Genomic DNA, 12,738 nt, shown 5'->3' with positions numbered 1-12,738 from the left:
CCGGTAAATGCCAACCATCAACCAGCTGGTCCGCAAGGGTCGCCGCGACAAGACCGCCAAGGTCAAGACGGCAGCCCTCAAGGGCAGCCCGCAGCGTCGTGGCGTGTGCACTCGCGTGTACACCACCACTCCCAAGAAGCCGAACTCCGCGCTCCGTAAGGTCGCCCGCGTTCGCCTCACCACTTCGGTCGAGGTCACCGCGTACATCCCCGGTGAAGGCCACAACCTTCAGGAGCACTCCATGGTGCTCGTCCGTGGCGGTCGTGTGAAGGACCTCCCGGGTGTCCGCTACAAGATCATCCGCGGTTCCCTCGACACCCAGGGTGTCAAGGGTCGCAAGCAGGCACGCAGCCGCTACGGCGCCAAGAAGGAGAAGAGCTAATGCCACGTAAGGGCCCCGCTCCGAAGCGCCCGCTCATCAACGACCCGGTTTACGGTTCGCCGTTGGTGACGCAGCTCGTCAACAAGATCCTGCTGGACGGCAAGAAGTCCACCGCAGAGCGCATCGTGTACCAGGCTCTCGAGCAGGCACGCGAGAAGACCGGCACCGATCCGGTCGTCACGCTCAAGCGCGCCCTGGACAACGTCAAGCCTGCCCTCGAGGTTCGCAGCCGCCGTGTCGGTGGCGCCACCTACCAGGTGCCGGTCGAGGTTCGCCCCGGTCGTTCCACCACGCTGGCACTGCGCTGGCTGGTCACCTTCTCGCGTGCACGTCGTGAGAAGACCATGGTCGAGCGTCTCGCCAACGAGCTCCTCGATGCCAGCAATGGCCTCGGTGCAGCTGTGAAGCGTCGCGAAGACACTCACAAGATGGCCGAAGCCAACAAGGCATTCGCCCACTACCGCTGGTGATGTAAGCGTCGGAGCAACCGTCATCGGACGGCTGCTCCGACGCTGTCGCCGTTGGCAGCCCGATCACAAGTTCCCGATTCGACCGGAACTGAGTGGCCGGGTCGCCACGGCAGAGACATAATTGAAAGACCATGGTCGCGAAGGTGGAACACACCTGATGAGGCCGACACCCGAAAACCAAGCAACGAGCGGGGAAGAAACCTGTGGCACAGGAAGTGCTGACCGACCTGAACAAGGTCCGCAACATCGGCATCATGGCGCACATCGATGCCGGCAAGACCACCACCACCGAGCGCATCCTGTTCTACACCGGTGTCAATTACAAGATCGGTGAGACGCACGACGGTGCGTCGACGACGGACTGGATGGAGCAGGAGAAGGAACGCGGCATCACGATCACGTCTGCCGCCGTGACCTGCTTCTGGAACAACAACCAGATCAACATCATCGACACCCCCGGCCACGTCGACTTCACGGTCGAGGTGGAGCGGTCGCTGCGCGTGCTCGATGGCGCAGTCGCCGTTTTCGACGGCAAGGAGGGCGTCGAGCCCCAGTCGGAGCAGGTGTGGCGTCAGGCCGCCAAGTACGACGTCCCGCGTATCTGTTTTGTCAACAAGATGGACAAGATGGGCGCAGACTTCTACTTCACGGTGCAGACCATCATCGATCGTCTGGGCGCGAAGCCGCTCGTTCTCCAGCTGCCCATCGGCGCTGAAGACGACTTCGACGGCGTCGTCGACCTGGTCGAGATGAAGGCCATCACCTGGCGCGGCGTAGTTCCCACCGGTACCGCACCGACCATCGAGGAAATCCCCGCGGATCTCGTTGAGAAGGCTGCCGAGTACCGCGAGAAGCTGCTCGAGACGGTTGCCGAATCCGACGAAGCTCTCATGGAGAAGTACTTCGGCGGCGAAGAGCTCACGGTCGACGAGATCAAGGGTGCAATCCGCAAGCTGACGGTCAACTCCGAGCTGTACCCGGTTCTGTGTGGCTCCGCGTTCAAGAACAAGGGCGTTCAGCCCATGCTCGACGCTGTCATCGACTACCTCCCGAACCCGCTGGACATCGGCGAGGTCGTCGGCCACAAGCTGGGCGACGAAGAGGTTTCGATCACGCGTAAGCCGAGCAAGGAAGAGCCGTTCTCGGCTCTGGCCTTCAAGATCGCAGCGCACCCGTTCTTCGGCAAGCTGACCTTCGTGCGCGTCTACTCGGGTCGTGTCGATCCGGGTGCCCAGGTGCTCAACGCCACCAAGGGCAAGAAGGAGCGCATCGGAAAGCTCTTCCAGATGCACGCGAACAAGGAAAACCCGGTAGACGAGGCCGTGGCCGGTCACATCTACGCGATGATCGGTCTCAAGGACACCACCACCGGTGACACCTTGTGCGATCAGGCGAACCCCATCGTCCTCGAGTCGATGTCGTTCCCGGCGCCGGTCATCCAGGTCTCCATCGAGCCCAAGACCAAGTCCGACCAGGAGAAGCTGGGCGTCGCGATCCAGAAGCTCGCCGAAGAGGACCCGACCTTCTCGGTCGAGCTCGACGAAGAGACCGGTCAGACCGTCATCGGCGGTATGGGCGAGCTCCACCTCGACATCCTCGTCGACCGTATGCGTCGCGAGTTCAAGGTCGAGGCCAACGTCGGCAAGCCGCAGGTCGCGTACCGCGAGACCATCACGAAGTCGGTCGAGAAGCACGACTACACCCACAAGAAGCAGACGGGTGGCTCGGGCCAGTTCGCCAAGGTCATCATCGGTCTGGAGCCTTTCGTGGGCGAAGACGGTGCTACCTACGAGTTCGAGAACAAGGTCTCCGGCGGACGTATCCCGCGCGAGTACATCCCCTCCGTGGATGCCGGTGCGCAGGACGCGATGCAGTACGGTGTTCTCGCCGGCTACCCGCTCGTCAACCTGAAGCTGATCCTGCTCGACGGCGCATACCACGACGTCGACTCCTCGGAAATGGCGTTCAAGGTTGCCGGTTCGCAGGCACTGAAGGAAGCCGCCCGCAAGGCCGGCCCCGTCATTCTCGAGCCGCTCATGGCTGTCGAGGTCACGACGCCCGAGGAGTACATGGGCGATGTGATCGGCGACCTCAACTCCCGCCGTGGCCAGATCCAGGCCATGGAGGAACGCAGTGGTGCCCGTGTCGTGAAGGCGCTGGTTCCGCTCTCGGAGATGTTCGGTTACATCGGTGACCTGCGGTCGAAGACCCAGGGCCGCGCGAACTTCTCCATGGTGTTCGATTCCTACGCAGAGGTTCCCGCGAACGTCTCGAAGGAAATCATCGCCAAGGCGACCGGCGAGTAACCTCGGTTTCTTCCGGCCGAAGCACGACCAAGTAACAACCAACCGCACTGCTGCATACGGCAAGCAATTATCAGTCCAGGAGGACATAAAGTGGCGAAGGCGAAGTTCGAGCGGACGAAGCCGCACGTGAACATCGGCACCATTGGTCACGTCGACCACGGCAAGACCACGACGACGGCGGCCATCACCAAGGTTCTCGCGGATGCTTTCCCGGATCTCAACGAAGCTTCGGCTTTCGATCAGATCGACAAGGCTCCCGAGGAAAAGGCTCGTGGCATCACGATCAACATCTCGCATGTTGAGTACCAGACGGAAAAGCGCCACTACGCGCACGTCGATGCACCGGGTCACGCCGACTACATCAAGAACATGATCACCGGCGCGGCTCAGATGGACGGCGCAATCCTCGTCGTCGCTGCCACCGACGGCCCGATGCCCCAGACGCGCGAGCATGTCCTGCTCGCTCGCCAGGTCGGCGTTCCGTACATCCTCGTCGCCCTGAACAAGGCCGACATGGTTGACGACGACGAGATCCTCGAGCTCGTCGAGATGGAGGTCCGCGAACTGCTGGCCGGCCAGGAATTCGACGAGGATGCTCCGGTCATCCCGATCTCGGCCCTCAAGGCACTCGAAGGCGACCCGAAGTGGACGCAGTCGATTCTCGACCTGATGGCTGCTGTCGACGAGTCCATCCCGGACCCGGTTCGTGAGACCGAGAAGGCATTCCTCATGCCCGTCGAGGACGTCTTCACGATCACCGGCCGCGGCACCGTCGTCACCGGTCGTATCGAGCGTGGCGTTGTCAACGTCAACGAAGAGGTCGAGATCGTCGGCATCAAGGAAACCTCGACCAAGACCACGGTCACGGGTATCGAGATGTTCCGCAAGCTGCTCGACTCGGGCCAGGCCGGCGACAACGTCGGACTGCTCGTTCGTGGCATCAAGCGCGAAGATGTCGAGCGCGGCCAGGTTGTCGTCAAGCCGGGCACCACGACTCCCCACACGGAGTTCGAGGGCCAGGCATACATCCTGTCGAAGGACGAGGGTGGACGCCACACGCCGTTCTTCAACAACTACCGCCCGCAGTTCTACTTCCGTACCACGGACGTTACGGGCGTCGTGACGCTGCCCGAGGGCACCGAGATGGTCATGCCCGGTGACAACACCGAGATGTCCGTCAAGCTGATCCAGCCTGTCGCCATGGACGAGGGCCTGCGCTTCGCGATCCGCGAAGGTGGCCGTACGGTCGGCGCCGGCAAGGTTGCCAAGATCATCAAGTGAGACTCGTCTCTCGCTAGCTGATTCTCAGCTGTGAGAAAGGCGCTCGTTCCCGATCGGGAACGAGCGCCTTTCTTCGTCTTCAGGTTGTCGGTCGGCCGGCGTTGTTACTCGGCTTGTCGGTGTTACTTGGCGCTGTCCACGCGATCGAGGTGCAGCAGAATCTGCACCGCCACCGCAGATCCGTCGAGGCTACGGTTCGTCGCTCGGGCGATGCGTTCGGCTCTGGTGGTGAACTCGACGACGTCGATGTCGGGGTCGGCGGTGGCCACCACGGTGACGGTGGGCAATCCCCGGTCGACGGTGGCGCGATGACGGGTACTGCGCACACCGGAAAGTCCGGCCAGTTCGGCGGCGACACCGCCCGCGACCGGGCCGAGTCCGACGCTGACGTCGGTTCCGGTTTCGTTGTGTCGCAACGTCAGTGCCTCGGTGCTTCGTCGTCGCAGGTTGAGGTAGAGCAAAGCGATACCGATGACGAGGCAGGCGGCAAACGTGCCGATCAGCGCCCACTGCCACCACGGCTGGTCGGGTAGTGCGGCCAGCGTTGGGCGGTCGAGGCGCGAGGTCCAACGACGAATTTGTTCGACTCGCACATCCCAAGCGATGGCGTATGCGCCCACTGCCACCAGAGCGAGCCCGATGAGCGCGACCACCACTCGGTCGACGGACGAGATCCAACGATTCACGAGGCGTCCTTTCGTGATTCCACGGCACGGTGGGCGACAACGCTCAATTGCAAGGGCTGCTGCAGGATGTCGAGATGTGGCCGTACGGCAGCGGTGACCGACTCGATCAGTTCCCCGCGGTTCTCGCCGGAGATGTCGATGTTGACGGTGACACGCTTGCGGGTGACGTTCGTGCGCGCGGAAAGCACGCCGGGAACCGCGGTGGCGTGACCACTGCACAGCCGGGCAATGTCGGTCGGTCGCATCCACACCGTCGAGTTCGACGATTCACCCAGAGCTACATGGGTTTTCGCTCGGCTCTTGAATGCCGAGACGATCAGAGCCAGTCCGATCACCACGGCAGCGACGGCAGTCGGCAACAGCCATGTCTGCCAGTGCAGGCGCGAAGCCCATTCCACGCCGTTGCGAATCCACGGTGCCGAGTCGTAAGTGCCTCTGTGGACGAACCATTCGCGTGCGACGACGAAGGCCAGCCCGAGCAGTCCGATCGCGATGAGGACCGCCGATACGGCCGCGGCCGGTGTGGCAGACGGGACGTGTGGTGGTCTCGGAACGACATCCGATTCTTCCGCGGCTTCTGTGCGCTCTGTGCCGGCGAGGTAGGCCGGATCGGAGCCGTCCGCGGCGGCGATCATGATGTTCATCTCGTGCAAAGGAAGTCCGGTGAGTGTTTCGACGCTGCGCCCGACCTCGGTACGGACGCGGCCGGTGAGATCGACCACCGAGCACGGCCAGGTCACGGCCAGGAACAGGTTGATCGCCACGGCGTCCTTGCCGATGACGACATCGGCTCGGGGCAGTTCGCGGCCGGTCAGACGGGTGAGTCCGCCGGACTGGCGTATCACTCCGGGAACCTGCAAGGCGGCGGTGGTGGCGATCTTGGTCATGGCGCGGTCCTTGACGACCAACGTCCCGCGCGTACCCGGATCGGTGTCGGAGACCGGTGCCTCTTTCGTGAGATCGACGGCAGTGGCCGTCGCGACGTCAGCCACGGCCGCGGCTTCGGAGGATGGCGCCGAGATCCAGGTGTCCGTCGCGATGTGCGCCGAGTGCCATGCCGATCGCGCCGACCAGTACTGCGAAGACGAACCCGCTGAATCCGCCGGCAATACCGGCCAAGGCCAGTAACAGTCCGGCGAGCAATCCGACTGTGGTGCTGTTCACGTCAGTTCCCTTCTTCGATGGCGAGCCGGCCCGGGATCGGTCTGCCTGTCCAGGGTATTCGCAACTCTAGTGACTACCCGGAATTGATGTTGTACACCTCACGTCCGCTCAGGTGTTCGGATATGGCAAAGTCGATTCGAAGTGACGGTTCTCATATCTGGTGCCGTGTTGTGATCTATCGAACGGTGGGTGTGTGTTGACGCGAGTTGTGATCGTGGGCGCCGGGCTGTCGGGGCTGCGAGTTGCCGAGGAGCTTCGGAAGGCGGGCTTCGAAGGAGATGTCGTCCTCGCGGGAGCGGAGACGCACCTGCCCTACGACCGACCGCCCTTGTCGAAGGACGTCATCCGGACGGACAAGACCGAGACGACACTGCGTCCGGCAGAGTTCTTCGACGACAACGCCATCGAGCTTCGCCTGGGTTCGGCCGCGACCGCGCTCGATACCACCGCGAAGTCGGTCTCGTTCGCGGACGGTTCGCAACTCGGGTACGACGAGCTGATCGTGGCTACCGGGCTCACCCCGCGCCGGATCGGCGGATTGCCGGAGCTGTCCTCGGTCCACGTGCTTCGGTCCATCGAGGACGCGTTGGCTCTGCGCGCCGATCTGGCTCCGGGGAAGCGTGCCCTGATCGTCGGGGCAGGTTTCATCGGGTGCGAGTTGGCGGCGAGTATGCGTGCGCTGGGTGTCGAGGTGATCCTCGTCGAACCTCAGCCCACGCCGTTGGCGTCGGTGCTCGGAGAGACGGTCGGTGCCCTCGTCGAGCGTCTGCACCGCGAGGAGGGGGTAGATGTGCGGACCGGTACCGGCTTGCGCACATTGTCCGGCGACGGCGTCGTGTCGGCGGCCACCTTGGACGACGGCTCCGAAATCGAGGTCGACGTGGTGGCCATCGGTGTCGGGTCCACCCCGGTCACGGCGTGGCTGGACGGTTCGGGAGTCGAGATCGGCAACGGCGTGTTGTGCGACGGGTTCGGCCGGACGAGTGCGCCACACGTGTGGGCGACCGGTGACGTCGCGGCATGGCAGATCGGCGACGCGCGCAAACGCGTCGAGCACTGGAGCAACGCTGGGGATCAGGCGAAGATCCTGGCGGGCGCGATCACCGGTACCGGTGATCCGGATGCTCCCGCGCAGGTGCCGTATTTCTGGAGCGACCAGTACGACGTGAAGATCCAGGCGCTGGGAACCGTGTCGCCCACCGACACGGTCCACGTGATCAAGGACGACGGCCGTAAGTTCGTCGCGTATTACGAGCGCGAGGGCATCCTTGCCGCGGTCGTCGGTGGCGGTAGCGCCGGGGCCGTGATGAAGATGCGAGCCAAGATTGCCGCGGGCACGTCGATCACCGACGTGGTGGAGTCCGTGTCCGAGTGAACCGACGTGGTGGAGTCCGTGTCCGAGTGAACCGACGTGGTGGAGTCCGTGTCCGAGTGAACCGATGCGGACGGGGGCGGTCCGAAGCGATAGATTCGACCGGTGATCGTTGCACTCATCGACTCGGGTCTGGGCCTGCTCCCCACCTCTGCCTGGCTTCGACGTCTGCGCCCGGAACTGGACCTGGTGTTGTCGTTGGATCCGGACGGCGCCCCGTGGGGGCCGAAGCCGGAGCAGTGGGTTGTCGAACGAGTGTCCGAGGCGGCGCAGCGGAGCCTTGATCGGGGCGCTCGGGTGATCGTGCTTCCGTGCAATACAGCCAGTGTGACGGCGTTGTCTCAGGTGCGGGAACTCGTCGGACCGGACATCCCGGTAGTGGGTACCGTGCCTGCGGTCAAACCGGCTGCGGCCGCGTGTGATTCGGTGGCTATCTGGGCGACGGCTGCCACTACGGCAAGTCGGTACCAGGCGGATCTGATCGCGCAGTTCGCCGGCGAAAGCTCCGTGGTGGGAGTGGCCTGCCACGGTTTGGCCGATGCGATAGATCTCGGCGACCGAGCGGCGGCGCTGGCTGCCATCGACGCCGCTGTGGAGCGCACCCCGCGTGGTGTGGGCGGCGTGGTGCTCGGCTGCACGCATTACCCACTGCTGGCGAAGGACATCGCGGCTCGGCTGCCGCCCGGAGTCCAGTTGTTCGACAGCGCCGAGGCCGTCGCTCGGCAAACCTTGCGGCGTATCGACGCTCTCGGGGTGGACACCGGTCGCGGGGTCGGCTCGGTGGAGGTGTTCGTCAGTGGACGTCCCGGAGTGTTGCCGCGCAGCGCCGAAGCCTTCGAGGCGGGTCGGACGCTGGGAGCCGTGCAAGTCTGATCGTGTGTGGCCGGTCTTCGGTGTCGAGCGTTCTGTGACACGATTCGACGATGCCCGCTACTGCTACCAGGACGCCGCGAATGGTGTCGATCGGTTCGTTGACAGCGGCGGGCGTTATTGCTTTGACCTATCTGATATTTCATGTTCGAGCGGTCGAACCAGTCGATTTTCTGGTGTATCGGTATGCGGCCGAAGCTTTTGCGGCCGGTAGCGACATCTACGCGGGCAATCTCGTCGGACCGATGATCGTCGACCAGGGAATGCCGTTCACGTACACACCGTTTGCCGCAGTGTTCCTGTGGCCTACAGTACTTTTCGGGTGGTGGTCAGCGTATCTGCTGTGGTCCGCGGTGAGTATGGTGGCACTGGCCTGGACCGTCGCGCGGTTTACCCCCATGACCGTTGCGCGGCGCCCGCTCGTCATGGCGATCATCGTCGTCGCGGTGGCGATCACTCCCACGATCAGCGCGCACATCTCGTTCGGTCAGATCAATCTGATCCTGATGGCACTGGTGTTGATCGACATCACCCGGCGCGACGATTCGTGGGTGGGGCGCTGGGTTCCGCGTGGCCTGCTGATCGGTGTCGCGGCAGCGATCAAGCTCACTCCGGCGTTGTTCGTCGTCTATTTCGTGGCGACGCGGCAGTGGCGCCTGGCCGCGTGGAGTTCGGTGGGCGCGCTCGGCGCCACGGTTGTCGCCGCTGTTGTCGCACCGGGGATCAGTCGGACGTTCTGGACCGATGTCGTGTGGGGTTTGAGCGGCCGGGTGGACCTGTCGGGGGAGGCGTTCGCGAGTTCCGGAAACGGATCGCTCCAAGGCACTCTGGCTGCACTGGGAGACTGGACGCGGCCGATCGCCTTGCCGTTGGCCGTGGTGTGCGCCGTCGCGGCGGTGTGGGTCGCCAGGGAGGTATTTCGCTCGGGACGGGCGGTGGATGCGGCGTTGGTGATCGGCGCGAGTGCGCCGATCGTGTCGCCGATCAGTTGGATCCATCACTGGGTTTATCTGGTTCCTGCTGCGGTGACCATCCTGTTCCGGCTCCACACTCGGGCGCAGTTCGGGATTTTCGCGGCTGGATTGGCATTGATCTACTGCGGACCCACGATGGGTCAGCAGATCATGGATTTCTCGCCGTTCCTGTCGCCGTTCGGGCTGGTACTGCGTGAGGTGTTTCTGATCGTGTCGGTGGCGTTGATCGCTGCGCTGCGGGCATTGCCTGCGTTGGAGACCGAGGACGGGAGGGCTCTGCAATGGTGGAATCGGGAATGTCGACATCGAGTGCCCGGATCGTCTGTGACCAGCTGACCGCTCTCGCCGACGCTGCGGATGCGCTGCATCTTCAGCGGTATTTCAAGACGGGTCCGGGTGAGTACGGCGAAGGGGACGTGTTCATCGGGGTTCGGGTGCCGAAGATACGCGCGGTGATCAAGCAGCACCCCGATCTCGCTCTGGACGAGATCAGGGTGCTGCTCGAGAGTGAGGTGCACGAACACCGGGCCGCGGGGTTGCTCGTTCTCGTTGCTCAGTTCGACGGCGTCAGCCGTGCACGGTGTTTCGATCAAGGGCGTCGGCAGGAGATTGCGGATTTCTATCACCGTTGCGTGACGGACGGCCGGGTGAACAACTGGGATCTGGTGGACTGCTCCGCCGGGCGGATTCCGGGCGGGTGGTACTTCGACCGCGAGCGGACGCCGGTCTTCGACCTCTGTGACTCCGGCGATCTGTGGTGTCGGCGGGTTGCGTTGCCGACCACCTACGGATTCATCATCCGCGGCGACGCCTCGACCACCCTCGAACTTGCCGCGTCCGTACTCGACGACCGTCGGGATCTGACGCAGAAGGCCACCGGTTGGATGCTCCGCGAGGTGGGCAGACGAGTGGATCGCGGATTGCTCACCGGATTCTTGACGTCCAATGCGGCCCGGATGGGGCGCACGGCACTGAGCTACGCGTGCGAGCATCTGACGCCGGAAGAGCGGGCACGTTTCCGGGCAGCCGGATCGGTGCCGCCGAGTCAGAACTCGATCTTGAGATGATCGGTGACGGGCTTGGCCTGGCAACCCAGGATGTAGCCGTTCTCGACGTCCTCGGGGTCGAGGATCTCCGAGTTCTCCATCCGTACCTCGCCTTCGACGACGGTGCAGGCGCACGAACCGCACTCACCTTCCTGGCAGGAGTACGGCACGTCGAGGCCCTCGGCGAGCATGATGTCGACGAGTGTCTGCTTCCGCGGCCAGCTCAGGGTGTGTCTCTCGCCGTCCAGTTCGACCTCGACGGTGGCGGCGTCGGCGGCCTCCGCTTCGCTGACCTCGATCACGTCGGCATCGAGGAAAGGGTCGCCGGAGAGTGAAACGAACACCTCGGAGTGGACTCGGGTGCGCGGCATGCCTGCGTCGGCGAGGGCGGTGTGGACGGCGTCCATGAAGGGGCCGGGCCCGCACATGTAAGCCTCGTGGGAGAGGTACGGCGCAACAAGGGTGGCGAGGTGCGTTGCGCTCGGCAGACCCTGCACCGATTCGATCCAGTGCAGGACGGTCAGGCGTTTCGGGTGAGTTGCCGCGAGTGCGCGCAGCTCGGCACCGAAGATCACGGAGGATTCGTCGCGGTTGGCGTAGACGAGTACCACACGCCCGGTGCCTTCGGTGAGGGCTGCCTTGAGGATGGCGATCACAGGGGTTATTCCGCTGCCCGCGCCGAAGAGCAGGAAGTCGTGATCGAAGGTTTTCGGGGTGAAGATGCCCGACGGTGGCAGGACCTCGATGGTGTCGCCCGCGCGCAGGGTGTCGCAGATCCAGTTGGATCCGTAGCCGCCTGCGGTGCGCTTGACGGTGACTTTCGGCGCCGGGTCGCTGAACGGGGAGCTGGACAGGGAGTAACAGCGCGCCACCGAACCGGTGTGATCACTCGGAATACGCAGCGTCAGGAACTGGCCGGGCTTGTAGTCGAACTTGTCTTTCAATTCGGCTGGGATCTCGAACACCAGGGAACGGGCGTCCGCTGTCTCTTCGACGATCTCGGACACGGTCAGTACCGCCGATCGCGAGCTGTGCGGTACCTCGACTGTCGTCATCGCGAGCTGATCCTCTCGTGGAATCGGTAGGGGGTGTGGCCGACCCGACTAGAACACGTTCTAGTCGAGGCTAGCAGTGGCCGAAAGCTACTGGGATGGTAGCCGCCCAACTGTCGAGCGCTGTGCCGTGTGCTGATGCGGCCGAGGGTGCGCGGGGTGGAGTCGGTGACACGGGCGAGGGACGGGCGGACACGCTCCGTATCCCGAAATCTCCTTAAAACCGACAAATCGGTCGACTTTTGGGGTTCAATTTCAGATTGACCCAAGTACGAGTACCGAGGAGTGAAGTATGCCCGCACGTCTGAAGAAGGCCGCTGCCACGATGTCCGTGGCCGTCGCTGCTACTGCGATCGCGATCGGCGCATCGAGTACGGCTTCTGCAATCGAGCTGGTGGACGTAAAGCCACCCATCGTCGAAGCGTCGACGTCAGGATCCACGATCGATCTCGAGATCACCAACCCGCACGGGCTACTCGACACGGTGGGCTGCAACGCGATGGTGGTCAAGGCCACGTCCGTCCCCGGTGTGCTCGCCAACCCACTGACGCTTCTCGATGCCGGTGTGGTCGTGTTTCCGAGCTTCAGTGACATCACTTCCCTCTTCGGCGTCGTAGGCGGGCAGACCAAGACCTACTCGCAGACGGTCGCGCCCGGTCTGTACGCCGTCATCGGTGCTTGCATGAGTCCGCTGAACGTGGGCGAGTTGCCGACGATCAGCACTCCGAAACTGCTCCCGGTAATCGGTTCGGGCAGTGGCGGCAACGGCAGTTCGGACTTCCCCTCCTTCGGCAGCTGAGCACTGCTCGTGTTCTGACGCGGGGGCCGACGAAGCACTCGCGCACGGTGGCTGCCCACCCCGACCGGGGTGGGCAGCCACCGTGCGTTTCGGAGGTGGGCAGCCACCGTGCGTTTCGGGGTGTCGGCCCGCACTGGTGGAGCGGTTCTCGCCGTGCCTCGCGGCGCGCAATCGTGGCAGTACTGGCGGTCCGGCGTGGCGAGCACCTGCCCGAACGGACGGTTCGGGGTCGGCGTCCGGGTGGTTGCGTGGCAGAAGTCTGGGTTTCGAGTGCTGCGCAGTCCACAGTTGATCCCAGGTGAGACGCCGGTCACAAGATCCGGCTCGAATCCCTCC

The 12,738-nt window shown here is 64.0% G+C and carries 13 protein-coding genes; 9 read left to right on the top strand and 4 right to left on the bottom strand.

The genetic code is table 11. From position 1 onward, the window contains the following. The first annotated feature begins 7 nt into the window (after window positions 1-7). From rpsL to tuf, 4 genes are all read left to right on the top strand, one after another. Complete coding sequence (gene rpsL / locus ABH922_RS16595) at window positions 8-382, top strand: 30S ribosomal protein S12 (protein WP_003941908.1); 375 nt, start codon at window positions 8-10, stop codon at window positions 380-382. Further along, window positions 382-852, top strand: coding sequence for a 30S ribosomal protein S7 (gene rpsG / locus ABH922_RS16590; protein WP_003941856.1), 471 nt, complete (start codon window positions 382-384; stop codon window positions 850-852). The genes rpsL and rpsG overlap by 1 nt, the downstream gene beginning before the upstream one ends. Window positions 853-1,055: 203 nt before the next feature. Next, window positions 1,056-3,158, top strand: coding sequence for an elongation factor G (fusA, locus tag ABH922_RS16585; protein WP_424807952.1), 2,103 nt, complete (start codon window positions 1,056-1,058; stop codon window positions 3,156-3,158). A 90-nt stretch (window positions 3,159-3,248) separates the two neighbouring features. Next, window positions 3,249-4,439, top strand: coding sequence for an elongation factor Tu (gene tuf / locus ABH922_RS16580; protein WP_424807951.1), 1,191 nt, complete (start codon window positions 3,249-3,251; stop codon window positions 4,437-4,439). Between the two features lie 122 nt (window positions 4,440-4,561). Here tuf and ABH922_RS16575 read toward each other — a convergent pair whose 3' ends face one another. From ABH922_RS16575 to ABH922_RS16565, 3 genes are read right to left on the bottom strand one after another with little or no spacing between them, the layout of a single operon-like run. After that, window positions 4,562-5,125 (bottom strand): hypothetical protein, encoded by a 564-nt coding sequence (locus ABH922_RS16575; RefSeq protein WP_424807950.1) that lies wholly within the window; start codon window positions 5,123-5,125, stop codon window positions 4,562-4,564. Continuing rightward, entirely contained in the window at window positions 5,122-6,117 is a 996-nt protein-coding gene (locus ABH922_RS16570; protein ID WP_424807949.1) for a DUF6286 domain-containing protein, read from the bottom strand. The genes ABH922_RS16575 and ABH922_RS16570 overlap by 4 nt, the downstream gene beginning before the upstream one ends. Further along, complete coding sequence (locus ABH922_RS16565) at window positions 6,110-6,289, bottom strand: DUF2273 domain-containing protein (RefSeq protein WP_424807948.1); 180 nt, start codon at window positions 6,287-6,289, stop codon at window positions 6,110-6,112. Before ABH922_RS16565 ends, ABH922_RS16570 begins: the two co-directional genes overlap by 8 nt. Before the next feature lie 196 nt (window positions 6,290-6,485). Here ABH922_RS16565 and ABH922_RS16560 point away from each other — a divergent pair, with 196 nt between their 5' ends. From ABH922_RS16560 to ABH922_RS16545, 4 genes are all read left to right on the top strand, one after another. Further along, complete coding sequence (locus tag ABH922_RS16560) at window positions 6,486-7,664, top strand: NAD(P)/FAD-dependent oxidoreductase (RefSeq protein ID WP_424809696.1); 1,179 nt, start codon at window positions 6,486-6,488, stop codon at window positions 7,662-7,664. A gap of 102 nt (window positions 7,665-7,766) precedes the next feature. Next, window positions 7,767-8,534, top strand: a complete 768-nt coding sequence (locus ABH922_RS16555; protein ID WP_424807947.1) for a glutamate racemase — start codon at window positions 7,767-7,769, stop codon at window positions 8,532-8,534. A 50-nt stretch (window positions 8,535-8,584) separates the two neighbouring features. Next, window positions 8,585-9,841 carry a glycosyltransferase 87 family protein gene (locus tag ABH922_RS16550; protein WP_424807946.1) on the top strand — a complete coding sequence of 419 codons (1,257 nt, stop codon included), beginning with the start codon at window positions 8,585-8,587 and terminating at the stop codon, window positions 9,839-9,841. Then, window positions 9,802-10,572 (top strand): DNA alkylation repair protein, encoded by a 771-nt coding sequence (locus ABH922_RS16545; protein ID WP_424807945.1) that lies wholly within the window; start codon window positions 9,802-9,804, stop codon window positions 10,570-10,572. Before ABH922_RS16550 ends, ABH922_RS16545 begins: the two co-directional genes overlap by 40 nt. On the opposite strand, the gene ABH922_RS16540 is transcribed toward ABH922_RS16545, so the two are convergent. Then, a complete protein-coding gene (locus ABH922_RS16540; protein ID WP_424807944.1) occupies window positions 10,551-11,606 on the bottom strand; it encodes a 2Fe-2S iron-sulfur cluster-binding protein in 1,056 nt (351 codons plus the stop codon). The genes ABH922_RS16545 and ABH922_RS16540 overlap by 22 nt on opposite strands. Window positions 11,607-11,895: 289 nt before the next feature. Here ABH922_RS16540 and ABH922_RS16535 point away from each other — a divergent pair, with 289 nt between their 5' ends. Further along, window positions 11,896-12,402, top strand: coding sequence for a hypothetical protein (locus ABH922_RS16535; RefSeq protein ID WP_424807943.1), 507 nt, complete (start codon window positions 11,896-11,898; stop codon window positions 12,400-12,402). The last annotated feature ends 336 nt before the right edge of the window (window positions 12,403-12,738 follow it).

Source organism: Rhodococcus sp. 27YEA15, from assembly GCF_049739425.1.
In the GTDB taxonomy this organism is placed as follows: domain Bacteria; phylum Actinomycetota; class Actinomycetes; order Mycobacteriales; family Mycobacteriaceae; genus Rhodococcus_F.
This window is presented reverse-complemented; position numbering and strand designations above follow the sequence as displayed.